General features: G+C 67.2%; 19 protein-coding genes and 2 tRNA genes. 5 read left to right on the forward strand and 16 right to left on the reverse strand.

Annotated elements, in window-relative coordinates; genetic code table 11:
• The first annotated feature begins 171 nt into the window (after positions 1 to 171).
• On the forward strand, positions 172 to 1,008 hold the full coding sequence (locus tag GIY56_RS09565) for a universal stress protein (protein ID WP_154764599.1): 837 nt from the start codon (positions 172 to 174) through the stop codon (positions 1,006 to 1,008).
• Between the two features lie 244 nt (positions 1,009 to 1,252).
• On the opposite strand, the gene mtaB is transcribed toward GIY56_RS09565, so the two are convergent.
• Complete coding sequence (gene mtaB / locus GIY56_RS09570) at positions 1,253 to 2,506, reverse strand: tRNA (N(6)-L-threonylcarbamoyladenosine(37)-C(2))-methylthiotransferase MtaB (protein ID WP_154764600.1); 1,254 nt, start codon at positions 2,504 to 2,506, stop codon at positions 1,253 to 1,255.
• A complete protein-coding gene (gene dapF, locus GIY56_RS09575; protein ID WP_196053593.1) occupies positions 2,503 to 3,333 on the reverse strand; it encodes a diaminopimelate epimerase in 831 nt (276 codons plus the stop codon). Before dapF ends, mtaB begins: the two co-directional genes overlap by 4 nt.
• A 95-nt stretch (positions 3,334 to 3,428) precedes the next feature.
• On the opposite strand from dapF, the gene GIY56_RS09580 reads away from it, so the two are divergent.
• Positions 3,429 to 3,504, forward strand: a tRNA-Lys gene (locus tag GIY56_RS09580).
• Between the two features lie 135 nt (positions 3,505 to 3,639).
• On the opposite strand, the gene gltB is transcribed toward GIY56_RS09580, so the two are convergent.
• From gltB to GIY56_RS09600, 5 genes are all read right to left on the reverse strand, one after another.
• Entirely contained in the window at positions 3,640 to 8,178 is a 4,539-nt protein-coding gene (gene gltB / locus GIY56_RS09585; protein ID WP_230312407.1) for a glutamate synthase large subunit, read from the reverse strand.
• Between the two features lie 2 nt (positions 8,179 to 8,180).
• Positions 8,181 to 8,873, reverse strand: a complete 693-nt coding sequence (locus GIY56_RS18380; RefSeq protein WP_196053600.1) for a hypothetical protein — start codon at positions 8,871 to 8,873, stop codon at positions 8,181 to 8,183.
• A gap of 9 nt (positions 8,874 to 8,882) precedes the next feature.
• A complete protein-coding gene (locus GIY56_RS09590) occupies positions 8,883 to 10,379 on the reverse strand; it encodes an NAD(P)-dependent oxidoreductase (protein WP_154764601.1) in 1,497 nt (498 codons plus the stop codon).
• A 153-nt stretch (positions 10,380 to 10,532) separates the two neighbouring features.
• The gene (locus tag GIY56_RS09595; RefSeq protein WP_154764602.1) at positions 10,533 to 11,336 is read right to left on the reverse strand and encodes an undecaprenyl-diphosphate phosphatase; all 804 of its coding nucleotides are present in this window, start codon (positions 11,334 to 11,336) and stop codon (positions 10,533 to 10,535) included.
• Positions 11,336 to 12,322, reverse strand: coding sequence for a complex I NDUFA9 subunit family protein (locus tag GIY56_RS09600; protein WP_154764603.1), 987 nt, complete (start codon positions 12,320 to 12,322; stop codon positions 11,336 to 11,338). The genes GIY56_RS09595 and GIY56_RS09600 overlap by 1 nt, the downstream gene beginning before the upstream one ends.
• A 184-nt stretch (positions 12,323 to 12,506) precedes the next feature.
• Between GIY56_RS09600 and GIY56_RS09605 the strand changes: the two genes are divergently transcribed.
• A tRNA-Leu gene (locus tag GIY56_RS09605) sits at positions 12,507 to 12,591 on the forward strand.
• Positions 12,592 to 13,028: 437 nt separating this feature from the next.
• On the opposite strand, the gene GIY56_RS09610 is transcribed toward GIY56_RS09605, so the two are convergent.
• Entirely contained in the window at positions 13,029 to 14,498 is a 1,470-nt protein-coding gene (locus GIY56_RS09610; RefSeq protein WP_154764604.1) for an NAD-dependent succinate-semialdehyde dehydrogenase, read from the reverse strand.
• On the reverse strand, positions 14,495 to 15,772 hold the full coding sequence (locus GIY56_RS09615) for a 4-aminobutyrate--2-oxoglutarate transaminase (RefSeq protein WP_154764605.1): 1,278 nt from the start codon (positions 15,770 to 15,772) through the stop codon (positions 14,495 to 14,497). The genes GIY56_RS09610 and GIY56_RS09615 overlap by 4 nt, the downstream gene beginning before the upstream one ends.
• A gap of 129 nt (positions 15,773 to 15,901) precedes the next feature.
• Between GIY56_RS09615 and GIY56_RS09620 the strand changes: the two genes are divergently transcribed.
• On the forward strand, positions 15,902 to 16,471 hold the full coding sequence (locus tag GIY56_RS09620; protein ID WP_328288495.1) for a cupin domain-containing protein: 570 nt from the start codon (positions 15,902 to 15,904) through the stop codon (positions 16,469 to 16,471).
• Here GIY56_RS09620 and GIY56_RS09625 read toward each other — a convergent pair.
• Positions 16,468 to 17,910, reverse strand: a complete 1,443-nt coding sequence (locus GIY56_RS09625; protein ID WP_328288496.1) for an amidase — start codon at positions 17,908 to 17,910, stop codon at positions 16,468 to 16,470. The genes GIY56_RS09620 and GIY56_RS09625 overlap by 4 nt on opposite strands.
• A 65-nt stretch (positions 17,911 to 17,975) precedes the next feature.
• Here GIY56_RS09625 and GIY56_RS18870 point away from each other — a divergent pair, with 65 nt between their 5' ends.
• On the forward strand, positions 17,976 to 18,779 hold the full coding sequence (locus GIY56_RS18870; RefSeq protein WP_154764607.1) for a LuxR family transcriptional regulator: 804 nt from the start codon (positions 17,976 to 17,978) through the stop codon (positions 18,777 to 18,779).
• A gap of 10 nt (positions 18,780 to 18,789) precedes the next feature.
• Here GIY56_RS18870 and GIY56_RS09635 read toward each other — a convergent pair whose 3' ends face one another.
• The 6 genes from GIY56_RS09635 to GIY56_RS09660 form a co-directional block, all read right to left on the reverse strand.
• The gene (locus GIY56_RS09635) at positions 18,790 to 20,127 is read right to left on the reverse strand and encodes an APC family permease (RefSeq protein WP_154764608.1); all 1,338 of its coding nucleotides are present in this window, start codon (positions 20,125 to 20,127) and stop codon (positions 18,790 to 18,792) included.
• Positions 20,128 to 20,239: 112 nt separating this feature from the next.
• Positions 20,240 to 21,199, reverse strand: coding sequence for a phosphate acetyltransferase (pta, locus tag GIY56_RS09640; RefSeq protein WP_328288497.1), 960 nt, complete (start codon positions 21,197 to 21,199; stop codon positions 20,240 to 20,242).
• 13 nt (positions 21,200 to 21,212) lie between these two features.
• Entirely contained in the window at positions 21,213 to 22,232 is a 1,020-nt protein-coding gene (locus tag GIY56_RS09645; RefSeq protein ID WP_154764610.1) for a YeiH family protein, read from the reverse strand.
• Positions 22,233 to 22,308: 76 nt separating this feature from the next.
• Entirely contained in the window at positions 22,309 to 24,090 is a 1,782-nt protein-coding gene (gene xsc / locus GIY56_RS09650; RefSeq protein WP_154764611.1) for a sulfoacetaldehyde acetyltransferase, read from the reverse strand.
• A 12-nt stretch (positions 24,091 to 24,102) separates the two neighbouring features.
• Positions 24,103 to 25,491, reverse strand: a complete 1,389-nt coding sequence (locus GIY56_RS09655; RefSeq protein ID WP_154764612.1) for an NAD(P)/FAD-dependent oxidoreductase — start codon at positions 25,489 to 25,491, stop codon at positions 24,103 to 24,105.
• A 5-nt stretch (positions 25,492 to 25,496) separates the two neighbouring features.
• Positions 25,497 to 25,892 (reverse strand): nuclear transport factor 2 family protein, encoded by a 396-nt coding sequence (locus tag GIY56_RS09660; protein WP_154764613.1) that lies wholly within the window; start codon positions 25,890 to 25,892, stop codon positions 25,497 to 25,499.
• Positions 25,893 to 25,909 lie beyond the last annotated feature (17 nt).

The raw sequence follows: 25,909 nt of genomic DNA on the forward strand, positions 1-25,909 counted from the left end.
GTGCCAAGCAGCACGAATCGCCGCCAGGAAGGCCTCCTTGTTGGTGTCGGGCATACGGTTCCCGGGCACACGGAACCTTGATCTGCGTCAAATCGAGGGGTTTGATTCCGATCAAGGCCAGGGAGCGGCCAATCCGCCATCCTGGTCCCGACCTGACCAGAGGAGTCCGTCATGGGTTACAAGAGCATCCTCACCATCCTGTCCGACGAGCGGCAGCTGCCCCAGCTTGACGCGGCGGCGGCGCTGGCCGCGCGCGAGGACGGCCACCTGTCGGTGCTGAGCCTGGGTCTCGACCACACGCAGGTGGGCTATTACTTTCCGGGCGGCACGCCCTATGCCTTCCAGGACGCCATCGACATGGCGATGGAGGCGGCCGAATCGCTGGACCAGACGGTGCGCCAGCATCTGGCGCGCTTTTCCGACCTGCGCTGGTCGTCCGAGGCCGCGGTGGCGCAGATCGGCGGCATCTCGAACCTCGTGGGGATGCGGGCGCGCTTTTCCGACCTGACCGTTCTGGCCCGTCCCTATGGCAAGGACGCCCCCGGCGAGGCCGAGGCCGTGGTCGAGGCCGCGCTGTTCGAGGGCGGCTGCCCCGTTCTGGTCCTGCCCGGCACCGATCTGCCCGCCCATCCGCCGCAAAAGGTGCTGGTGGCCTGGAACCAGTCGCTCGAGGCCCTGGCGGCCGTGCGCCGCGCCCTGCCCTTGCTGCAGGCGGCGAAATCGGTCGAGATCACCATCATCGACCCCCGCCGCAGCGCCGACGGATCGGAACCCGGCGCGCCCCTGACGCAGATGCTGACGCGCCACGGCGTTCATGCCGACATCGCCGTGCTGGCCCGCACGGCGGCCACCGTTAGCGAAGAGTTGAACCGCCGCGCCACGGAAATCGCCGCCGACCTGGTGGTGATGGGCGCCTATGGCCATTCCCGCTTCCGCCAGGCGATCCTGGGCGGGGCCACGCGCAACATGCTGGAAAAGGCGCGCGTGCCGGTGTTCATGGCGCGGTGAGCGGGGAACGTGGTCTGGCGAAGGCCATCGCCTTCGCCACGGTGCGCCCTATCCACCGGAACCGCCGGGCCTCAAAGGCCCGGCCAGCGCCCGCCCCGCCCCCAGGCGGGCGCTTACACGCCCCCCTCGGGTCGGGCGCCGGCCTTCCGTGGTCTTTGGCGTTACCGTCTTTTGTGGCACCGTCGCGTGGCGGGCGGGGGAAACACATGTGTTTCCTGATCCCGCCCGGCTCAAGCAGCGCATCTCAGGCGACCAGCCGCGCCCCGTCATAGCCCGCGATGCGCAGGTCCATCAGCGCGCCTTCCGGCTGGTCGCTGGCAAAGGCCACCTCGGTGAACTGCTCGGTCCGGCCCAGGCGGGGGCCTTCGGTCAGCACGCGATGGGTCCGGCCCACCTGCCCCTCCAGATGCGCACGCAGCGCGGCATCGCCTGCCGCACGCAGCCGGGCGGCGCGGTCGCGGATCACCGGGCCTTTCACCGCAGGCATCCGCGCGGCGGGCGTCCCCTTGCGGGGCGAGAACGGAAAGACATGCAGGAAGGTCAGCCCGCAATCGCCCACCAGCCTGACGCTGTTCTCGAACATCGCGTCGGTTTCCGTGGGAAAGCCCGCGATTATGTCGGCGCCGAAGACGATGTCGGGGCGCAGCCGCCGCGCCTCCTCGCAGAACCGGATCGCGTCGTCGCGCCCGTGGCGGCGCTTCATCCGCTTCAGGATCATGTCGTCGCCCGCCTGCAAGGACAGGTGCAGATGCGGCATCAGGCGAGGTTCGGTGGCGATGGCCCCCATCAGGTTCTCGTCCGCCTCGATGCTGTCGATGCTGCTGATGCGCAGGCGCGGCAGGTCCGGGACCAGCCGCAGGATCCGCATCACCAGATCGCCCAGCCGAGGCGTCCCCGGCAGGTCCGCGCCCCAGCTGGTCAGGTCCACGCCGGTCAGCACGACCTCGTTGAAGCCGCGACCCACCAGGCGCTTGATCTGTTCCACCACCACGCCCGCAGGCACCGACCGCGAATTGCCCCGGCCATAGGGGATGATGCAGAAGGTGCAGCGATGGTCGCAGCCGTTCTGCACCTGGACATAGGCGCGATGGCGGCCAAAGCCGTCGATCAGGTGCCCGGCCGTTTCGCGCACCGACATGATGTCATCGACGCGGATCTTCTCGGTTTCCCCGATCAAGTCGGGCGCGCGCAGGCCGGCCCAGGTTTCCGGCTGCATCTTCTCGTGGTTGCCGATGACGCGCGTCACCTCGGGCATGGCGGCGAAGGTTTCCGGCTCGGTCTGGGCCGCGCAGCCGGTCACGATCACCGGCGCGCCGGGGTTTTCGCGCGCCAGGCGGCGGATTTCCTGGCGGGCCTTGCGCACGGCCTCGGCGGTGACGGCGCAGGTGTTGACGACCACGGCCCCGGACAGGCCCGCGGCCTCGGCCATCTCGCGCATCGCCTCGGTTTCATAGGCGTTGAGGCGGCAGCCCAGCGTGGAAAAGACGGGCGCGGTCATTGGGACAGCCATTCCGGGGTCAGCACGCCCGAAAAGACATGCGCCGTCGGCCCCTCCATCCAGACGCCATCGTCGCGCCAGTCGATCAGCAGCGCGCCGCCCGGCACGTTCACCCTGACCCGCCGCCCGGTCAGCCCGCGCCGGGCCGCGGCCACGGCAGCGGCGCAGGAACACGACCCCGAGGCTAGCGTCGGCCCCGTCCCGCGTTCCCAGATGCGCAGGATAATCTCGTCACGCGAGACGATCTGAACCACCTCGACATTGGCGCGCTGCGGGTAAAGCGGGTGATGCTCCATCGCGGGGCCGAAGGTTGCCAGATCGACCGAGGCCGCGTCCTCCACGAAGAACGTGACATGCGGATTGCCCATGCCGGTCGCCGCCGGATCGCCGTCAATGGGTAGGCGGTCGATGTCCACGTCCCGCGCCAGGGGAATCGCCCGCCAGTCCAGCACCGGCGGTCCCATGTTGATCCGCGTCAGGCCACCGCCCGCATCCTCGGCCAGCAGCACCGCGTGATCGGTCCGCAGGCTCAGCCGGTCGCGGCCGGTTTCATCCATCACGAACCGCGCGATGCAGCGCGTGGCGTTGCCGCAAGCCGCGCTGACCGACCCGTCCGCGTTCCAGAACCGCAGCCGCACATCGGCGCGATCGTCCGTTTCGACCGTCGCCAACTGGTCGAACCCCACCCCGCGATGGCGGTCGGCCATGCGCGCGATCACGCCTGCGGACGGCGGCTTGCCACCGGCGCGCAGATCCAGGACGACGAAATCGTTGCCAAGCCCATGCATCTTCATGAAGGGCAGGCCGGGGGCGGGATTGCTGTTCATGCCCGTCCTATAAGGCCTGCCGGAAATTTCCGCCAGTCCCGCCGACTTTTCCGCTTGACGCCCCGGGCCACCCCCCCTAGTAAGCCCCCCATGTTGGGCCCATAGCTCAGTTGGTAGAGCAACTGACTTTTAATCAGTGGGTCACAGGTTCGAATCCTGTTGGGCTCACCATCATCAAATCAAGGGCCTGGGCCGAAAAGCCCGGGTCTTTCTTTTTGTCCCCTTGCCAGCCGCTTGACCCCTGCCCGCCCCATGCAAACGGGCGCGCATCGCTGCGCGCCCGGCATGGGTTCCGCAGGGTCCGGCTTATTCCGCCGGAACCGCGCGGGGTTCCTCCACGTCCATGATCGGATGCGGCAGGTGGATCAGCATCTCCTTGGGGCAGACCTGCAGGAAGTTGGCCTTTTCCGCTGCCCAATCCCCCAGGATCTCGCCCGCGCGGCGCGATCCGGTTTCCTTGAAGTGCCGTTCCACCAGGCCCTTCAGCTGGCCTTCCCAGTGGTCCTTGGTGACCGCGCACATCACCAGCGTTTCCGGATTGATATAGTCGCGCGCCACGCCCTGCGGGTCATACAGATAGGCCATGCCCCCGGTCATGCCTGCGCCAAAGTTCGCGCCGATCCGGCCCAGGATCACCGCCACGCCGCCGGTCATGTATTCGCAGCCGTTCGACCCGCAGCCCTCGATCACCACCTTGGCGCCCGAGTTCCGCACGGCGAAGCGTTCGCCCGCCCGGCCCGCCGCGAACAGGTAGCCGTCGGTCGCGCCATACAGGACCGTATTGCCGATGATCGTGTTTTCCGCGGCGACCAAGGGGCTTGCCATGGGCGGGCGCACCACGATGGTGCCGCCCGACAGGCCCTTGCCCACGTAATCGTTGGCGTCGCCCGACACCTCGATCTTCAGCCCGGGTGCTGCAAAGGCCCCCAGCGACTGCCCGGCGGAACCCGTCAGGCGGATCGTCAGGTGGTCGGGTTGCAGGCTGTTGCGCATCCCGAACTTCTGCACGATCAGGCTGGACGTGCGCGTGCCGATGGTCCGGTGGGTGTTGCGCACGGCATAGGACAGCTGCATCTTCTCGCCGTCCTCGAAAAAGCGGGCGGCGTCCTTGACGATCTCGCTGTCCAGTGTTTCCAGGACCGCATTGCGCGGCTTGGACCGGTCATAGACGATCTTGTCCGCGCCATCGACGGTGATCAGCAGCGGGTTCAGGTCCAGGTCGTCCAGATGCGCGGCCCCCCGGCTGACCTGGGTCAGCAGGTCGGCCCGCCCGATCACCTCGTCCAGGCTGCGCGCGCCGATGGAGGCCAGGATTTCCCGGACCTCCTGGGCATAGAAGGTGATCAGGTTCACCACCTTGTCGGCGCTGCCGGTGAACATGGCGCGCAGGCGTTCGTCCTGGGTGCAGACGCCCACCGGGCAGGTGTTCGACTGGCACTGGCGCACCATGATGCAGCCCATGGCGATCAGGGCGGCGGTGCCGATGCCGTATTCCTCGGCCCCCATCATCGCGGCCATGACGATGTCGCGGCCCGTGCGCAGGCCCCCGTCGGTGCGCAGCGTCACCCGTTCGCGCAGGCGGTTCATCGCCAGCACCTGATGCGCCTCGGTCAGGCCCATTTCCCACGGAAGGCCCGCGAACTTGATGGACGTGGCGGGCGAGGCCCCGGTGCCGCCATTGTGGCCCGAGATCAGGATCACGTCGGCCTTGGCCTTGGCCACGCCCGCCGCGATCGTGCCCACGCCCGAGGACGCCACCAGCTTCACCGTGATCTTGGCGCGCGGGTTGATCTGCTTGAGGTCATAGATCAGCTGCGCCAGATCCTCGATCGAATAGATGTCGTGATGCGGCGGCGGGCTGATCAGCGTGACCCCCGGCGTCGAATGGCGCAGACGGGCGATCAAGGCCGTGACCTTCATGCCGGGCAACTGCCCGCCCTCGCCCGGCTTGGCGCCCTGGGCCACCTTGATCTCCAACTCCTCGCAGGCGTTGAGGTATTCGGCGGTGACGCCGAACCGGCCCGAGGCCACCTGCTTGATCTTGGCGCAAGGGTTGTCGCCGTTGGGCAGCGGATGGGAATGCGCCGGATCCTCGCCGCCCTCGCCCGAATCGGACTTGGCGCCGATGCGGTTCATGGCGATGTTCAGCGTCATGTGCGCCTCGGGCGACAGCGCGCCCAGCGACATGCCCGGCGTCACGAACCGCTTGCGGATGCTGGTGATGCTTTCCACCTCCTCGATGGGCACCGGCTTGCCCAGCGGCTTGATGTCCAGAAGGTCGCGGATGTGGATCGGGGGGTTGGCGCGCATGGCGGCGCTGTATTGCTTCCACACGTCATAGGACGCGCGGTCGCAGGCCACCTGCAGCATCTTCATGGTGCTGGCTTCCCAGGCGTGCTTTTCGCCCGTGCGCCGCATCTTGTAGAAGCCGCCGACCGGCAGCAGATCGACATTGCCGCCGTGGAAGGCCTTGTGGTGCAGCCCCTCGACCTTGGCCTGCAGCCCGTGCAACCCGATGCCGCTGATGCGCGAATGCATCCCGGGGAAATATTCGGCCACCATCGCGCGGGACAGGCCCACGGCCTCGAAGTTCAGGCCGCCGCGATAGGACGAGATGACGGAGATCCCCATCTTCGCCATGATCTTGAGAAGGCCCGCGTCCACCGCGTCGCGATAGCGGCGCATGTTCTCGATCAGGGTGCCGGGCAAAAGGCCGCGTTCGATCCGGTCCTGGATCGAATCCTGGGCCAGATAGGGGTTCACCGTGGTCGCGCCGCAGCCGATCAGCACGGCGAAGTAATGCGGGTCGATGCATTCGGCGGACCGCACGTTCAGCGAACAGAAGGTCCGCAGGCCCTTGCGGGTCAACCAGGAATGGACCGCGCTGGTCGCCAGGATCATCGGCATCGCCACCCGGTCGGGTCCCTGCGCCTCGTCCGTCAGGACCAGATGGCCCGCGCCGGACCGCACCGCATCCTCAGCCTCGGCGCGGATGCGGGCCAGGCCCTCGCCCAGGGCCTCGGTTCCCGCGCCGTGGGCGAAGGTGCAGTCGATGCGCGTCACCGTTTCGCCGAACATCCGCGACATTTCCGCGAATTCGCCGTTGGCGACGAAGGGGCTTTCCAGGATCAGGATCTCGGTCTGGGTGCTCGATTCGTCCAGCACGTTCTTGAGGTTCCCGAACCGCGTCTTCAGCGACATCACCCGCGTTTCGCGCAAGGAGTCGATGGGCGGGTTCGTCACCTGGCTGAAATTCTGGCGGAAGAAATGGCTCATCGGGCGGTACTGGTTCGACAGCACCGCGGGCGGCGTGTCGTCGCCCATCGAGGCGATGGATTCCTTGCCATCCTCGGCCATGGGCGAGAGGACGTGTTCCAGTTCCTCCAGCGTGTAACCCGCAGCCGTCTGGCGGCGCCGCAACTCGTCGCCGCTGAAATGCACCTGTTCGGGCAGTTCGCGCATGACATCGCTCAGGTCCACGACCTTTTCGATCCATTCGCCGAACGGCTGGCTGGACGCCAGGCGGTCCTTGATCTGCGCGTCGTGATACAGCTTGCCGTCCCACATGTCGACGGCGATCATTTGGCCCGGCCCAAGCGCGCCCTTTTCGCGCACGGTCATCTCGTCCACCGGGACCATGCCGACCTCGGATCCCGCGATCAGCATGTTCTCGGTCGTCACGACATAGCGCATGGGGCGCAAGCCGTTGCGGTCCAGGCCGCCGCAAACCCAGCGGCCGTCGGTCATGGCAAGCGCCGCCGGACCGTCCCACGGCTCCATCACCGCGTTGCAATAGGCATACATGTCCGCCCAGGCCTTGGGCATGTCGGTGGTGGCCTTGGACCAGCTTTCCGGGACCAGCATGGTCTTGGTCATGGGCGCGCTGCGGCCCGAGCGCACCATCACCTCGAACACCGCGTCCAGGGCGGCGCTGTCGGACGACCCGGCGGGGACGATCGGCTTGATGTCCTCGGCCGCCTCGCCGAAGGCGCTGGAGGCCATGCGGATCTCGTGGCTGCGCAGCCAGTTGAGGTTGCCCTTCAGCGTGTTGATCTCGCCGTTATGGGCCAACATGCGGAACGGCTGGGCCAGCCACCATTGCGGGAAGGTGTTGGTCGAATAGCGCTGGTGATAGATCGCGAAGGCCGATTCGAACCGGTCGTCCTTGAGGTCGGGATAGAATTCCGCGACCTGCTCGGCCAGCATCATGCCCTTGTAGATGATCGAGCGGCAGGACAGCGAACAGAAATACAGGCCCGCGACCTGGGCCGCGACGGCGGCCTTTTCGATGCGGCGGCGGATGATGTAAAGCTCGCGCTCGAAGCGGACCTGGTCGATGTCCTTTTCGCAGCGGATCAGGATCTGCTCGATCTCGGGGCGGGTGGCATTGGCCTTTTCGCCCAGGACGGCGGTGTTCACCGGAACGTGGCGCCAGCCATAGATGTAATGGCCCATGCGCAGGACTTCGGATTCCACGATGGTCCGGCAGGCCTCTTGCGCGGCAAAGTTGGTGCGCGGCAGGAAGACTTGGCCCACGGCGATCAGCTTGTTGCCATCGGGTTCATGGCCGGTGCGGCGCACCTGGTCATAGAAGAACGGGACCGGGATCTGCACATGGATGCCCGCGCCGTCGCCGGTCTTGCCGTCGGCATCGACCGCGCCCCGGTGCCAGATCGCCTTCAGCGCGTCGATCCCCGACTGCACCACCTTGCGCGAGGGCTTGCCGTCGATGTTGACCACCAGCCCCACGCCGCAGGACGAATGCTCGTCTTCCTCGCGGTACAGGCTGTGGGTCGCCATCCAGTCGCGGCGGGCCTGTTCTTCCTGTTGCCAATCCTTGCTCATCGTCAGGCCCTTTCGTGCAGAAGCTGCGTCAGCAACTGATCGCAGTCGAATTGCGGTTCGGTGTCCCCGAAGCCTTCCTCGCCCGGAAAGGCGAAGGTGACGGGGCTGTCGTTGGTTTCCTGGCGCTGCCCGGTCCAGTCGGACTGCGTCTCGATGCCGCCGTAAAATCGGGCGGCCTTGCGGCTGATAAACTGCTGGCCGGTGCGTTCGATCAGCAATTCGCCATCCGCGCCATAGGTCTTCAGCTGAAAGCGCGTGACCTCCAGCGCCTCGCCGTCGATGGCGACCGTCTCGCCGGTCAGGATGTCCTGGCCCACGTGGCGCAGGCGCTCGCCGGTGTTCGATTCGGTCCAGAAGTCGAAATCGTCCCGGCCGGTTTCCAGCAGCGTCTTGAAGCTGGCGTGGTCCTTGGACCGCTCGACCAGGAAATCGGCCAGGCCGGTGTTCGGGTCGCTGCTTTCGACCCAGCGGGTCTCGGCGTCGATGCGCGACAGGTGGCGCAGGCCATCCTTGCCAAAGACCGCGCTGCGCTGGTCGCCCGCCGGGTCGGCCTTGCAGCTGTAATACTGCACGACCGAACAGCCGCGGTTCTGCCCCGTCGATTGCAGCTGGCAGCCCTGCGGCGGGGTGAAGCTGGCGGCATGGCCGGCGGATGCGGCCAGGGCCAGCCCCAGGGACAGGGTGATCCGCAGCATCACGAACCCCTACTCTGCCGCGATGCGGGCTTCGCCGGTCAGGTATCCGGCAATGGATTCGGCGGCCTCGCGCCCGTCGCGGATCGCCCAGACGACCAGGCTGGCGCCGCGCACGATGTCGCCCACGGCGAAGACGCCGGGCAGGCTGGTCTGGTGGGTCTGGAAATTGGCCTTGATGGTGCCCCAGCGGGTGACCTCCAGCCCCTCGACGCCCCACAGCCTGGGCAGATCCTCGGGTTCAAAGCCCAGGGCCTTGATCACCAGATCGGCGGGTTCGTCGTAATCGGCGCCCTCGATCAGCTCGGGCGCCTGGCGGCCCGTCACGTCCGGCGCGCCAAGGCGCATCTTCTGGATGCTGACCGAAGCGATCTGCGACACGGTGCGCACCGGCCCGTCCACGTCGGCTTCCTGGCTGGCGGCGAAGTCGCCGGTGACATGGCCGATGAACTTGCCAGGCGCGGACATCCAGACGAATTCCACGCCTTCTTCCTCGGCGTTCTGGACCTCGCGCTGCGAGCCGGGCATGTTGGCGCGGTCGCGGCGATACAGGCATTTCACCGACAGCGCGCCCTGGCGGATCGCGGTGCGCACGCAATCCATGGCGGTGTCGCCGCCGCCGATGACGACCACGCGCTTGCCCTTGGCGTCCAGCTCGCCATCGGCGAAATCGGGAACCTCGTCGCCGAAATCGACCTTGTTCGAGGCCGTCAGATAGTCGATGGCGCGGACCACGCCGCCCGCATCGGCGTTGTCGATGTCGAGATCCCGGGTCTTGTAGACACCCGTGGCGATCAGCACCGCGTCGTGCTTGCCCCGGATCGCGTCGAAGCTGATGTCCTCGCCCACGGCGCAGTTCAGCACGAACTCGACCCCGCTGTCGGCCAGCCACTGGTTGCGGCGCAGGACCACGTCCTTTTCCAGCTTGAAGCCGGGGATGCCATAGGTCATCAGCCCGCCCGCGCGGTCATAGCGGTCATAGACCGTGACCTGGAACCCCCGCGCGCGCAGCATGTGCGCCGCCGACAACCCGCCGGGACCCGCGCCGATGATGCCGATCGACTCGGCGCGTTCCTGCCCGGGCTGCACGGCCGTGATCCAGCCTTCCTCCCAGGCGACATCGTTGATGTATTTCTCGATGGCGCCGATGGTGACGGTGCCGTGGCCCGACTGCTCGATCACGCAGTTGCCCTCGCACAACCGGTCCTGCGGGCAGATGCGGCCGCAAATCTCGGGCAGGGTGCTGGTCGCCTGGCTGACCTGCCAGGCCTCGTACAGCCGTCCCTCGGCGGTCAGGCGCAGCCAGTCGGGGATGTTGTTGTGCAGCGGGCAATGGCTTTGGCAATAGGGCACGCCGCACTGGCTGCACCGGCTGGCCTGTTCGGCGGCCTTGGCCCTGGCGAATTCGCGGTAAATCTCGTGGAAGTCCTCGCTGCGTTCCGCGGCCGAGCGTTTCTCGGGCATCTCGCGCGGGGTCGAGACGAACTTGAGCATCTTCTGCGTGGCCATCGCTGCGCACCTTCCAAGTCAACAGGAACTTCCGCAGACCCAATAAACCAAGGAACATTCGATGAAAAGTCAGCAACACTGACCTAAACGGCATATTTTTTGCTGCCGCGAATATTTTCAGCCCGGAACCACCGCCATTTAGGTCAGCACACGTTACCTACCGGCCAGAAGCGCCACCAAGGCAACGACGCCCACGACGATGCGCCACCATCCGAACAGGCCATATCCGTGCTTCGACACATAGCCCAGCAGCCAGCGCACCACGATCAGGGCGCTGACAAAGGCCGCGACAAAGCCCACGGCGATGGTGCCGATGGCGCTGGCATCCAGGATGGCACGATTCTTGAACAGGTCATAGGCGAATGCCCCCAGCATGGTGGGCATGGCCAGAAAGAACGAAAATTCGGCAGCCGACCGCTTGTCTGCCCCCAAAAGCAGCCCGCCGACGATGGTGGCGCCCGACCGCGACACGCCGGGGATCATCGCAAGGCACTGGATCAGGCCGATCTTGAAGGCCATCGACAGGGGAAAATCCTCGGCCCGCGTATAGACGGGCTGCCGGGCCAGCCGGTCCACCCAGAGCAGCACCACCCCGCCCAGGATCAGCATGACGGCGATCAGCATCGGGGTTTCGAACAGCACCGTCTTGATGATGTCATGCGCCAGCACCCCCACCACCACCGCGGGCGCGAAGGCCAGCAGCACCGCCGCGACAAAGCGCCGCGCGGCCGCGTCACGGGGGGCCGCCGCCAGGATCTGCACGATCCGCGACGCATAGACGCCCAGGACCGCCAGCAGCGCGCCCAACTGGATCAGCACCTCGAAGCTGCGGCCGGGCGAATCGAAGCCCAGGAAATGCCCCGCCAGAAGGATATGCCCGGTCGATGACACGGGAATATACTCGGTCAGCCCCTCGAGAACCCCGAGGATGGCTGCGACGATGGTGTTCGGCTCCATCAATGGGCGCGCAGGTTCTTGGCCGACTTCTTGATCGCCTCGTATTGCCCCGAGGGGCGGAAGCGCCACAGATACTGCTCGATCACCGCATCCGCCGCGATGGGCTGGATGCCCAGGTCGGCAAAGCCGCGCGCGCCGGGCGACACCACGTTGTCGTGACGCAGCAGCGCCAGCTGGTCGCGGGTCAAAATCGAGTTGGTGAACAGCCCGCCCGTTAGGAATTGCAACAAGCCCAGCACCCGCGCGCCAAGGCCCGCCACCCAGAACGGCATGTTGATGATGCCCCGGCGGCGCATGGTGGCCTTCAGCACCTGGCCCATGATGTCCTTCATGGTCAGCACGTCCGGCCCGCCCAGTTCATAAATGCCGGGCGCGGCCTCGCCCGTGGCGCCCTTGACGGCGGCCCTGGCCACGTCATCGACGAAGACCGGCTGCATCCGCACCTTTCCCCCCACGATGGGCAGCACCGGGCCAAGCCGCGTCATGGCGGCAAAACGGTTGTAGAACGTGTCGTCCGGCCCGAACAGGACCGAGGGACGCAGGATCACCGCATCGGGGCGGTGGCGCAGCACCGCAGCCTCGCCCCGCGCCTTGGCCGCGACATAGGGGCTGGACGAATCGGGATCGACGCCGATCCCCGAGACATGGACCATCCGCGCCACGCCCATCTCGGCGGACAGGCGGGCGATGTTCTCGGCCCCGTCCTCGAAGACGGCCTTGAAGGTGCTCTTGCCCTTGGGCGTCAGGATGTTGACGCAGTTGACCACCGCGTCTGCCTCGGCCATCGCCGCGCGCACCGACAGATCGTCGCGAATGTTGCACAGGACCGGCTGGACCTGCCCGACATTGCCATAGGTGCGGGTGAACAGCGCCTCGTCCGGGCGGCGCACGGCCACGCGGACGCGCCAGCCCTGCTTGGCCATCAGGCGGGCGACCTGCCGGCCCAGAAAGCCCGATCCGCCGAAAATCGTGACCAGTTTCGCCATGGGCGTCTCGCCTCCTTCATGCCGATGCCTCCCGCTCCTTACCCAAGCGCGGGGCGCGCGACAAGGCGCACGGGCCGGGATCGCAGGGCGCGATGGTTGCCAGACAAGATTTTCGCAAGATTTCCGTGCAACCCCCATTGACGCCCCCCGCGACTGGCTTTAGGAACCCGCCTCACACCAGTTGGCCCAGATGGCGGAATTGGTAGACGCGCACGGTTCAGGTCCGTGTGCCGCAAGGCGTGGAGGTTCGAGTCCTCTTCTGGGCACCATTGTCGAATGGAAAACCCCAGGGATCGCAAGATCCCTGGGGTTTTCCGTTTGGCGGGCGCGGAGTTGCCCCACGGATCAGCAAAAGCCAAGCTCGCAGACCGGGGCTGGCTCAGGGGGCCGGGAAAGCATCAAGCGGTTCCAGCCCGTGCTTCCGGGCAATGAACCACTCTGGATAACCGGAGAGGTATCCAAGGCAGGCCCCCCCGGAACGGCTGCATGTCCTTGACCAGGCGGGTGCCTGGCTTCGGGCCGACGACGCAGTGCTTGATGTCGCAAACGACGGCCAGAAGAAGGTTCGGATGGGGTGGATACCGCAAGATCGGAACCGATTCGCGCGCCCATTGGGTCCGCTGGCAGGGGCAGCCGCCGACAGCACCGGACTTCGGTGCCGGCTCTGCCCCCTTCTGCCCGTCCGCCCGCCGCAGAACGGCCCTGGTTACACGGACAAGCACATGTACTTGATGTCCAGGTAATCCTCGATCCCGTAATGGCTGCCTTCCCGGCCAAGGCCCGATTGCTTGATCCCGCCAAAGGGTGCCACCTCGGTCGAGATCAGGCCGGTGTTCACGCCCACCATGCCGACCTCCAGCGCCTCGGCCACGCGCCAGACACGGCTGATGTCGCGGGCATAGAAATATCCTGCCAGCCCGAATTCGCTGGCATTGGCCAGTGCCACGACCTCGTCCTCGGTCTCGAAACGCCAGACCGGCGCGACGGGACCAAAGGTTTCCTCGCGCGCGATCTTCATGGCCTGCGTCATGCCGGACAGGACGGTCGGCTGGAAGAAGGTGCCGCCAAGCGCATGGCGCGTACCGCCGGTGGCAATCGTCGCGCCATGGATGCGCGCATCGGCGATGTGGTCCTCGACCTTGGCCAGGGCCGCCCGGTTAATCAGGGGTCCGATCGCCACGCCCTCGGCTTGCCCCTCGCCGACCGTCAGTGCCGCCACGCGGGCCGCAAGCTTTTCGACAAAGGCGTCATGCAGACCTGCCTGCACATAGATCCGGTTGGCGCAAATGCAGGTCTGGCCGGCGTTGCGGAACTTGGCGGCCATGGCGCCATCGACCGCCGCATCCAGATCGGCGTCGTCGAAGACGATGAACGGGGCGTTCCCGCCCAGTTCCAGCGACAGTTTCTTGATGGTCTCGGCGCCCTGGCGCATCAGGATCCTGCCCACACGGGTGGACCCGGTGAAGCTGATCTTGGCGACCTTGGGATTGGCGCAAAGCTCGGCCCCCATGCCGGCGGCATCAAGGCCCGGCACGATGTTCAGCACGCCCGCCGGAACCCCCGCGCGTTCGGCCAGCACGCCAAGCGCCAGGGCCGACAAGGGCGTGAACTCGGACGGGCGGGCGACCACCGTGCAGCCCGCGGCAAGCGCCGGGGCGATCTTGCGCGCCAGCATGGCGTTGGGGAAGTTCCACGGCGTGATCGCGCCTACCACGCCCACCGGCTGCTTCAGCACGATGATGCGCTTGTCGGGCATGTGGCCGGGGATCGTGTCGCCATAGACGCGCCTGGCTTCCTCGGCGAACCATTCGACATAGGCCGCGCCATAGGCGATCTCGCCCCGAGCCTCGGCCAGGGGCTTGCCCATCTCGGCCGTCAGGATGCGGGCCAGATCCTCCCGGTTGGCCAGGATCCCGTCGTGCCAGCGGCGCAGGATGGCGGCGCGATCCTTGGCCGTGCGCGCCGCCCAGGCCTTTCGCGCCGCATGGGCCGCGTCGATCGCGCTGCGCAGTTCCGGCACGCCCATGTCCGCGACCTCGGCCAGCAAGGCCCCGGTCGCCGGGTTGGCGACCCTGAACAGCCGGTCGCCCTTGAAGCGCATCCCGTCCACGAAGCCGCTGCCCGTCAGCAGCGACGGATCGGCCAGTCCGAGGGTATCGACGACATCCGGCATCATGCGGCCCTTGCCGCGGCGATGGAGTCTTCCAGGATGTCCATCGCCTCGGCGAAATGCGCCTCGGGGATGGTCAAGGGCGCCAGGAAGCGGATGACGTTGCCGTAGGTGCCGCAGGTCAGCAGGATCAGCCTGCGCTTCAGCGCCTCGGCGCGGATGCGGTTCACCAGGTCGGGGTCGGGGGCCTTGCCGTCGGGGGTGGTGAATTCCGCCGCGACCATGAAGCCCGGACCGCGCACCTCGGCCAGTTCGGGGGTCGTGGCGCGGATCGCCTCCAGCCGCTGGCGCAGGCGCGATCCCAGCGTGTTGGCGCGGGCGCAGAGGTCTTCGTCCTCGATCACGTCCAGCACGGCATGGGCGGCGGCGATGCCCAGGGGGTTGCCGCCATAGGTACCGCCCAGGCCGCCGGGACCTGCGGCATCCATGATGTCGGCGCGGCCCGTCACGGCGGCCAGGGGCAGGCCGCCCGCCAGGCCCTTGGCCATGGTCGTGATGTCGGCCGCGATGCCGTGCTGTTCCATGGCGAACAGCGTGCCGGTGCGGGCAAAGCCGGTCTGCACCTCGTCGGCGATCAGGACGATGCCGTGCGTGTCGCAAAGGGCGCGAAGGGCGCGCACGAAATCGGTCGGCGCCGGGTTGAAGCCGCCTTCACCCTGCACCGGCTCGAAGATGATGGCGGCGACGCGGGCGGGATCGAGGTCGGCCTTGAACAGCCTTTCGATGCCCGCCATCGCGTCGGCGGTCGTGGCGCCATGCAGGGCGACCGGGAAGGGCACGTGGAACACGTCGGGCATCATCGCGCCGAAGCCCGCCTTGTAGGGCTGGACCTTTCCGGTCAGCGCCATGCCCATGAAGGTGCGGCCGTGAAAGCCGCCGCCAAAGGCGATGACGGCGTTGCGGCGGGTATGGGCGCGGGCGATCTTGACCGCGTTTTCCACGGCCTCGGCCCCGGTGGTGACGAACAGGGTGCGCTTGTCGAAATCGCCCGGAACGGCGGCGTTCAGGCGTTCGGCCAACCGCAGGTAGTTCGCATAGGGCAGCACCTGATGGCAGGTATGGGTGAAGGCTTCGGCCTGCGCCTTGACGGCCTCGATGATCCTGGGGTGACAGTGGCCGGTGTTGACCACCGCGATGCCGGCGGCAAAGTCGATATAGCGCGTGCCCTCGACATCCCAGACCTCGGCGTTGCGGGCGCGGGCGGCATAGATCTGGGTCTGCATTCCCACGCCGCGGGCGATGGTCGTCTGGCGCAGTTCGGCAAGGTCGGTGTTCAGCATGGGACGCTCCTGTGGCGTGGCGGGACGATGACCCGACACCTGCCCTGTTTACTTTTCCTTGAAAAGTCTGTTTCTTGATGTCGCCAAGCCATTGAATTCGTTAAATCCGGAAAGAAAGTGTCAAGCATCGTGAACACCGAAAACAGCGACCCGGATCTGCGCCTCGGCGAACGGCTTCGGATTCTTCGCGAACGCGCCGGCTTGTCGCAGCGGGCGCTTGCGAAACGGGCAAGCGTGACCAACGCGACCATCTCTCTGGTCGAGGCGGACAAGATGAACCCGTCCGTCGGGGCGCTGCGCCGGATCCTGGACGGCATCCCGGTCAGCCTGTCGGAATTCTTCGCCTTCGAACCCGAACCCGAGCAGACGATCTTCTACGAAGCCGCCGATCTGCCCGAGGTCGGCAAGGGCAAGCTGTCGTTCCGCCGCGTCGGCCAAAGCCAGTTCGGCAGGGCCATGACCATCCTGCACGAACGCTATGAGCCCGGCGCCGACACGGGCCGGGTGATGTATCGGCACGAAGGAGAGGAAGGCGGCGTCGTCATTTCCGGCCGCATCGAGATCACCGTGGGCGAGGAACGCCGCATCCTCGGTCCCGGGGACGCCTATTACTTCGACAGCCGCAAGCCCCACCGGTTCCGGCAGGTCGGACCGGAACCCTGCGTCATCGTCAGCGCCTGCACCCCGCCGACGTTCTAGACGTTGAATCCCGGCGCCGGGCCGACCCCAAGTCCGGCGCTCGCCAGCGCCGCCTCGATCCCGGCAGACAGGGCCAGGACATCTTCGTCCGCGTATCGCGGGCCCACGATCTGAAGCCCGACGGGCAATCCGTCGGCGGCAAGACCCGCGGGCAAGGACAGCGCCGGACATTGCGGCAGCAGGTTGAAGGGGCAGGTCATGTCCAGACCGGCAAGGCGCCCGTCCGGCCGCGTGGCGACAAAATCGTTGTCGTCGGCCAGCGCGGACGGGGCGGTCACGGCGCATGTCGGCATCAGGACCGCATCGCAGCCGGACAGCACCCGCGCGAAGTCCTTCCACATCGCGGTGCGAAGCAGTTCCAGGCGCTTGACGCTTGTCGCGTCCAGCGTCAGGCCCCGGTCGATCAGGTCCAGCACGTTCGGATCCATGCGGCCGCGATGCGTGTCGATGCCTTCGCCGAAGAACCCGGACATGAAGACGCACCACAGGTCGTGCCAGCCGTCGTTCACCGCGCGCGTCCAGGTCAGATCCGCCTCCTCGACCACGGCGCCCGATGCCCTGAGACAGGCGATGGCGGCGTCCAGGACATCGCGGACCTGCGGCTCGACGTGGTAATAGCCAAGATCGGGCGAGAAGGCGAAACGCTTGCCTTCAAGGCTTGCCGGGGCCGCCCGTTCGGGAACGAAGGGCATGGGCAGCGACAGGATGTCGGCGTTGTCCGGCCCGGCCGTGAAGCGCAGGAACGTCGCGGCATCCGCGACGCTGCGCGCCAGGGGTCCGAAGTGGGACAGGGTGTCGAAGCAACTGGGCAGGATCGTCATCGGGATGCGCCCCAGGCTTGGCTTGAAGCCCACGACACCCGAAAGGGCTGCGGGAATGCGGACAGATCCGCCCATGTCGGTCCCCTCGGCAAAGGGCACGACGCCCGTCGCCACCGCGACCGCCGATCCGCCCGAGGATCCGCCGGGGGTCCGTTCGGGGTTCCAGGGGTTGCGGGTGATGCCCCAGCGAGGGCTGGCCGTAAAGCTGGAATAGGCGAATTCGGGGGTTGTCGTCTTGGCGACAAGGATCGCGCCCGCCGCCTCAAGCCGTGCGATGCACAGGGCCGTTTCATCGGGCACCCAGTGGCCCCTGGTCCATGAGCCAAGCGTCGTCACGTCGCCCCGCGTCGGGGTCAGATCCTTGGCCGCGAAGGGGACGCCCAGCAATGGCGGCAGGCCGGGTTCCCCCGCCGCGACCCGGCGGTCGGCGTCGCGTGCGGCCAGGGTCGCCGCCTCCTCCCTCAGCAGGGTGAAGGCGTTCAGGCGGTCGTTGACGATGCGGGCGCGGCGCAGGGATTCGGCGATGACCGTTTCGGCCCGGAAACGGCCTTCCCTGATGCCGTTGCCGATTTCTTCGGCAGGCAGGTCAAGTGGATGGGCGGGAAAGGCATGGGTCACGGCGTGATCCCTTTCATCGGACGATGTGCTAGGGTCATCTTGCAAGGCAAGGCTGCGGAGGACGCGTGGACGGGATCGGCGACGGGATCGGCGGCAAACCCGAGGCTGGCGCTGCCGAAGGGCGGGCGCGGCGTTTCCGGCTGTGGCACCGCGACATCGCGCAAGCGGCCCATGCCATCGGCAAGCCGGAATTTCCCTTGTGTCTCGAAACCGCGCTGCGCCAGCTCGTTTCCTTTCAGATGATGAACGGATTTGCGTATTCGCATGACGGCGTGGCCTCGGACCTGTGCAGCGAACGCGTCGTGGGCACCCGTGCGATGATCGTGGACCGCTATCTGGCGGGATCCTATGTCCTCGATCCGTTCTTCGACGCCCTGCACCGCTTTTCCGCCGACACGCTTCTGGTGATGCGCCGGATCGCGCCCGACCGGTTCGCGGAAACCGAATATTTCCGCCAGCATTACGGCGCGACGGGGATCGTCGATGAAATCGGGTTCATCCTGAAGCTTCGCCATGTCGATGCCATCCTTTCGCTGTCGCGCATGGGCGCCGAGCGCCCGTTTTCGGCCCGCGATGTCCGAACGCTGGAAGACGCCGCGCCCCTGATCCGGTTCCTGGCGGAACGGCACTGGGCCGATCATCGCAAGCCCGGGGCGGCGCGGACGGTTGCCGCCGCGTCCCTCAGCAACCCCGCCCTGACCCGCCGGGAAAACGAGATCGTGTCCCTGATCCTGAAGGGCCATTCCAGCTTGTCGATCGCGGCGGTCCTGGACCTGTCGCCGAACACGGTCAAGGTCCACCGCCGCCAGATCTATGCCAAGCTGCGGATCTCCAGCCAGGCCGAACTGTTTCACCTGTTCCTGGGCTGACCGTCCCGGTTCAGACCTGTTCCCGGAACTCGACCTCGGGCGGGGCCTTGCGGAAGAACCCCGTGAGATAGACCAGATACGCGATTCCGATCCCCAGCCAGAGGATCCCGAACGTCTTCGCCCTGGGGTCCAGCGCCCACAAAAGATACAGGTCGCACAGCGCCCCGGCTGCGGGAACGACCAGCCCCACGACCACCCCCAGGCGGCGCACGGCGGGATGGTCCTTCCTGTAAAGCGCGATGACCGACAGGTTGACCGCGGTGAAGGCCAGGAACGCCCCGAAATTGATGAAGGATGTCGATGTGGTGATGTCGAGGTTGAGCGCAAGCAGCCCCACGACGCCCACCAGGACCAGGTTCAGGACGGGCGTGCGCCACCGTGGGGACAGCTTGCCGAAAAAACCTTTCGGCAGCACGCCGTCGCGGCCCATGGCGAACAGCAGCCGCCCCACGCTGGCCTGCGCCGCCAGCCCCGAGGTGAACTGCGCCACCACAAGCGTCGCCAGAAAGACCGTCACGAACAGGTCGCCCCCGATCATCAGCGCGATCTCGGTCGCGGCGGCGTCGGCCGCCCGGAACGTCCCGCCCGGATGGGCAAGCTGCGTCACATAGGCCGATCCGGTGAACAGCAGCCCGCCGATCACCGCGATGATCATGATCGCGCGCGGCATGGTGCGCGTGGGATCGCGCGTTTCCTCGGTCAGGGTGGACACCGCGTCGAAGCCCAGGAACGAATAGGCCGCGATCGCCGCCCCGGCGACGGACGCGGAAAACGGCACGCCGGTCTCGAAGAACGGACGCACCGACAGCAACCCGCCCGGCCCGTTCAGCGCGACCACGTAGCGCGCCGCAAGCGCCACGAAGGCCACCAGCACGCCCAGCTGGACGACCATCAGCACAAGGTTGACCCGGTTGGCAAAGGCGATGCCCACGACGTTGACAACGGTTGTCGTGACGATGAACCCCACGATCCAGACCGCAGGCGGAACGCCCGGAAAGGCCGATGTCAGATAGGCCGCCCCGATCAGCCAGATGACCATCGGCAGGAAGAAATAGTCCAGCAGCACCGCCCAGCCGACCAGGAAGCCCGCATGGGGGTTGATGGACTGGCGCACATAGGTATAGGCCGATCCCGCCACCGGATAGACCCGCGACATCACGCCATAGCTGACCGCCGTCAGGAAGATGGCCAGCGCGGCGACCAGATAGGCCATGGCGGTCGTGCCCTGGCTGACCGACGCCAGGGCGCCGAAGGTGCCGAACACGATCATCGGCGTCATGTAGGCCAATCCGAAAAGAACGACGGACCAAAGACCAAGCGACCGGTCCAGCTTGACTGTCTCCGACATGGAACCCTCCTGTGTGTTTGGCCAAGGTTTCCGCAGAGGGGTCTTGCAAGTATATACTCCTATCGGAGTAGGCGGGGGGCTTGCGCAGAATCCGGGGTCTTTCGGGGGCTGCTTATCCGCCCGCCATGACGGCGGTCACTGCCGTGGCGTTGACGATGTCATCGACGCTGCATCCGCGCGACAGGTCGTTGGCGGGTTTCGCCAGGCCTTGCAGGACGGGTCCGATGGCCGCCAGGCCGCCCAGCCTTTGGGCGATCTTGTAGCCGATGTTTCCCGATGCAAGGTCGGGAAAGACGAACACGTTCGGCCGCCCGGTCAGGGTGCTGTCCGGGGCCTTCTTCGCACGAATGGCATCGTCGAGGGCGGCATCGAACTGGATCTCTCCATCGACTTCCAGCGTCGGTTCGGCGGCGCGGATCAGCGACAGGGCCTCGTGGATCTTGGTCAGGCTGGGGTGATCGGCGGATCCTGCCGTGGAGAATGACAGCATCGCCACGCGCGGGGTTTCGCCCAGAAGCCTGCGGCAACTGTCGGCCGAGGCGCGGGCGATGGCGGCCAGGCCCGCCGCGTCGGGATCGACCACCAGGCCGCAATCGGCGAAGATCATGCCGCCCTTGACGGGCGCACCGGCGTCGCAGGCCAGCATCAGGAAGAAGCTCGACACCAGGGGCGCGTCCGGCGCCCGGCCGATGATCTGGAGGGCGGCGCGCACGGTGTCGGCGGTGGTGGCGACCGCGCCCGCGACGGTGCCGTCGGCCTGGCCCAGCCGGACCCGCATCGCGGCCTGGCGGATCGGATCGCGCATCTCGATCACCGCGCGTTCGGCGGTCATCCCCCTGTCCATCCGCATCCGGTGCCAGTGATGGGCAAGGCGGTCCAGATCCGGTGCCTCGGCCGGATGGATCATGGTCACGCCGCCGATGGGGGGACCGTCCATCAGGCTGATGCGGGCCAGGCCTTCGCCGGTCAGGCGCCGGGCGGCCTCGGCGATGCGGGGATCGCGGCCTTCGGGCAGGATGATGTGGCGCGGATTGGCGCGGGCGGCAGCCAGGATGCGTTCCAGCGGTTTCACGGCAAGCGGCCTTTCAGCTGAGGAAGTGGAGACCGGCGACGACAAACACGCCCAGGAAGACGGTTTCGGCCACGATCAGGCCGATCGCGACACCGCCCACGTCCAGCATCCGGGCCAGCGATGTCTTGATGCCCACGGCGGCGATGGCGATCAGCAGCGCCCAGCGGGAAAGCTGCCCGGCCAGATCCGAAACCGCCGCTGGAATCAGCCCCAGGCTGTTCATCGCGGCCAGGACCAGAAAGCCCAGCACGAAGCCCGGCAGCAGCGGCGGGCGCTTGCCGCCGTCCTGGTCCGCAAGCCCGCGCGCGCGGATCACCAGCGAGAAGCACAAGACCACCGGCGCCAGCATGGACACGCGGATCAGCTTGACCAGGGTTGCCGTTTCGCCCGTTTCGGGTCCGATGGAAAAGCCCGCACCGACGACCTGGGCCACGTCGTGGATCGTGCCGCCCAGGAACACGCCGCTGTCGCGCGGGGTAAAGCCGAACAGGCCCGACAGCATCGGGTAAAGCACCATCGCCACCGTGGACAGCACCGTGACCGACAACACCGTGAAGGCCAGGTCGCGTTCCGACCGCGGGTGGCGCGGCAGCACCGCGGCGATGGCCATGGCGGCAGACGCGCCGCAGATCGCCACCGAACCGCCGGTCAGCAGCGCGAAGCGCCAGTCGCGGCCCACGAAGCGCGCGGCGATCAGTCCGAACAGGATGGTCAGCACCACGCCCGCGACAACCAGCCCGATCGCCCGTCCGCCCAGGACCGCCAGCATGTCCACGCTGATGCGCGCGCCCAGCAGCGCCACCCCCAGCCTCAGCACCGTGCGCGCCGTCAGCGCGATGCCCGGCGCGGTCCGGGTCCCGTCCTCGGCCAGGAAGTTCAGCGCCAGGCCCAGAAGCAGCGCCAGCAGCATGGCCGGGGCGCCGTAGTGTTCGGACAGGAACTGCGCCGTCGCCGCCACCAGGACCGACACGGCAAAGCCGGGAAAGGCATCCGAGATCGTCTGGCGGGCGGGTGTCAGGGTCATGCTCATCATGGCTTTTCCAGAATGCAGGGGATCGCCCGGCGCGAAGCAGCCGCGCCGGTGATCAGGGTCGGATAGGGGGATCGGGTCAGGCCGCGCTTTGCTGCGGGCGCATGTCCGCCTTGTCGATCCCGGCCACCATGACCGGCTTCTTCATCGCGTCGCGGCGGAAGGGTTCGCCCAGTTCCTGGTTCAGAAGCACTTCGATGAAGGTGGTCTTCCTTTCCTTCATCTGGCGTTCCACCGCGTCGTGCAGGGCGGCGGTCAGTTCCTCCTGGGTGCGGACCTGCACGCCTTCCAGGCCGCAGGCCTTGGCGATTCCCGCATAGGTCGTGTCGCGATCCAGTTCGGTGCCCACGAAGTTGTTGTCATACCACAGCGTCGTGTTGCGCTTTTCCGCACCCCATTGATAGTTGCGAAAGATCACCATGGTGATCGCCGGCCAGTCCTCGCGGCCCACCGACACCATCTCGTTCATCGAGATGCCGAAGGCGCCGTCGCCCGCGAAGCCGATCACCGGGGTGGCCGGGTTGCCGATCTTGGCGCCCAGGATCGCCGGAAAGCCATAGCCGCAAGGCCCGAACAGCCCCGGCGCCAGATACTTCCGCCCGGCCTCGAAGGTCGGGTAGGCGTTGCCGATGGCGCAGTTGTTGCCGATGTCCGAAGAAACGATGGCCTCTTGCGGAACCGCCTGCATGATCGCGCGCCAGGCCTGGCGGGGCGACATCAGGTCGCTGTCGCGCCGACGCGCTTCCTCGTTCCAGACGGTGCCGGGATCGTCCTGCTCGTGATCCAGCGAGGACAGTTCCTGCGCCCAACGCGACTTGGTCTGCGCGACCAGATCGCGGCGCGCCTGCCGCCCCGCGTCGCCCGCAGCCGCCCCCAGTTGCGCCAGGATGGCGCGCGCGACCTTGCCCGCATCGCCCTGGATGCCCACCGTGACCTTCTTGGTCAGCCCGATCCGGTCGGCGTTGATGTCCACCTGGATGATCCGGGCGTCCTTCGGCCAATAGTCGATGCCATAGCCCGGCAGGGTCGAGAAGGGATTGAGCCGCGTGCCAAGCGCCAGCACCACGTCGGCCTGGGCGATCAGTTCCATCGCGGCCTTGGACCCGTTATAGCCCAACGGTCCCACGGCCAGCGGGTGCGAGCCGGGAAAGCTGTCGTTGTGCTGATAGTTCGAGGCGACCGGCGCATCCAGACGCTCGGCCAGCCGGATCAGGTCCGGGATCGCGCCGGACAGGACTACGCCCGCCCCCGACAGGATCACCGGGAACTGCGCTTCGGACAAAAGCCTGGCTGCCTCGGCCACCGCTTCCTCGCCGCCCGCCGGGCGCTCGAAGGCCACCACCTGCGGCAGATCCACGTCGATCACCTGGGTCCACATGTCGCGCGGGATGTTCATCTGCGCGGGCGCGCTGTTGCGCCAGGCCTGCATGATGACGCGGTTCAGAACCTCGGGGATGCGGGACGGATCGCGCACTTCCTCCTGATAGCAGACGCAATCGGCGAACAGGCGCATCTGCTCCATTTCCTGGAAACCGCCCTGGCCGATGGTCTTGTTGGCCGCCTGCGGCGTCACCAGCAGCAAGGGCGTGTGGTTCCAGTAGGCGGTCTTGACCGGCGTCACGAAGCCGGTCACGCCCGGCCCGTTCTGCGCGATCGCCATCGACATCTTGCCGGTGGAGCGCGTGAAGCCGTCGGCCATCAGCCCCGCGTTCGTTTCGTGCGCGCAGTCCCAGAAGGTGATGCCCGCCTTGGGGAACAGGTCGCTGACCGGCATCATCGCCGACCCGATGATCCCGAACGCATGTTCGATCCCATGCATCTGCAGGACTTTGACAAAGGCTTCCTCGGTGGTCATTTTCATGGCGATGGCTCCTTACTTCCGCTCGTCGCGATAGTGATACAGGTGATAAAGGCCCCACTGGCCAAGCCGCCGGAACGGCGTCCTCCAGCCCTCGTGGGGCAGTTCGGTGTTGAAGATCGGCAGGTCCGGGACGGGTTTGCCCGCCACCAGTTGCGCCAGCCGGCGGCCCGCCATGGCCGAATACATGACGCCGTTGCCGCCATAGCCCAGGGCATAGAACAGCCCCGGCGTATCGGGCAGGCCGGTGATGCGCGGCATCATGTCGTGGCTGACATCGACCCAACCCCACCAGCTGTAGTCCAGCTCGATCCCGCGCAGGGCGGGGAACTTGCGGGCCATGCCTTCGCGCAACCCGTTCAGATGCGCGGGGTTGGCCGCGTCGCGCCCGGTGATCGCCGCGCGCGACCCGATCTGCAGCCGGTTGTCGGGCAGCAGCCGGTAGTAATGCCGCAGCGTGCGCGTATCGGTCAGCGGCGCCATTGTCCTGATCCCCACGGCGTCCAGTTCCGATGGCGTCAGGACGCGCGTGACGATGCTGTTCGACATGATCGGCATCAGCCGGTCGCGCAGCCGCCCGTGCAGGCCGCGGGTCGCATAGGCGGCGGTGGCCACGGCGACCCGGCGGGCGCGGACGGTGCCGCCCGGCGTGCGCAGGTGGTGGACGCCGTTGATCAGCTCCCACCCCTGGACGGGGCTGTCGGGATGAACCGTCGCGCCCAGGTCGCGCGCCACGCGCAGATAGCCGAAGGCCAGCTTGGCCGCGTGGATGCTGACGCCGTCGGCTTCCCACATCGCGCCCTGCGCTTCGTGATCGCGCACGGCGGTCCGGAACAGTTCGTCCCGCGACAGCATCCGGGCGTCATAGCCGAAGCTGTCGCGCAGCAGCCTGGCCTCGGATTCCAGCGCCGGCAAGACGCTGGCCTTGTGGGCAATGTAGTAATGCCCGCCGTCCTGCGGTTCGCACCGGATGTCGTGATCGCGCAGCAGGCCGCGGAACAGGTCGAACGCCTCGACCATCTCGCCGTGCATTCCGCGCGCCACGTCCAGGCCCCAGCGTTCGATCCATTGGCTGCGCTTCAGCCGTCCGGCGCTGACCTGGGCCTGGCCGCCGTTGCGGGTGGAACAGCCATAGGCCACGCCGTTGGCTTCCAGCACCGTGGCCTTGATGCCGTGGTCCTTGGCCAGGTGGATGGCCGTGGACAGACCCGTGTAGCCCGAGCCGATGACCGCGACATCGACATCCATGTCGCGCGTCACGGGACCGTCGTCTTCGGGCGCGGGGCCTGCGGTGCCGATCCAGTAGGTCGGGGCATAATCGCTGCCCGGACCGATCGCGCGCGCCGTCATGGGATCGTACAGGGGGTCGAACGGCGCCGGGCGGAGTTTTCGGGTGGATTGCATGATGGTCACTTGGCCGGGATGTTCGGGCGCTGCTTGCGCATGGCCTGCTTTTCGATGATCTGCCCGTCGCGAAAGCGGAACAGGTCGGCGCCCTGGACCTCGGTCCGGGTGCCGTCGGGGTTGGTGGCGCGGAAGGTCCACTGGCTGACGCCGCGGGTGCCGTCCTGGGACAGGAAATGGCTGTGATCGGCCCACTGGACATCGGGCATGGCAGTCCAGACGGCCGCGAAGGCCCGGGCGATGGCCTCGCGGCCGCCGATCCGGTTGCCGTGTTCGGCATCGCCCGCCACGGTGTAGAAGACGCAGTCCTCGGCGAAATGGGTCATCACGCCGTCGATGTCGTGGCGGTTGAAGGCGTCGAAGGTGGCTTTCAGGTCGGCGGCGGTCAGGCTGGGGGTCATGATCGGATACTCCTTTC

The organism is Paracoccus lichenicola, from assembly GCF_009708075.1.
GTDB lineage: Bacteria > Pseudomonadota > Alphaproteobacteria > Rhodobacterales > Rhodobacteraceae > Paracoccus > Paracoccus lichenicola.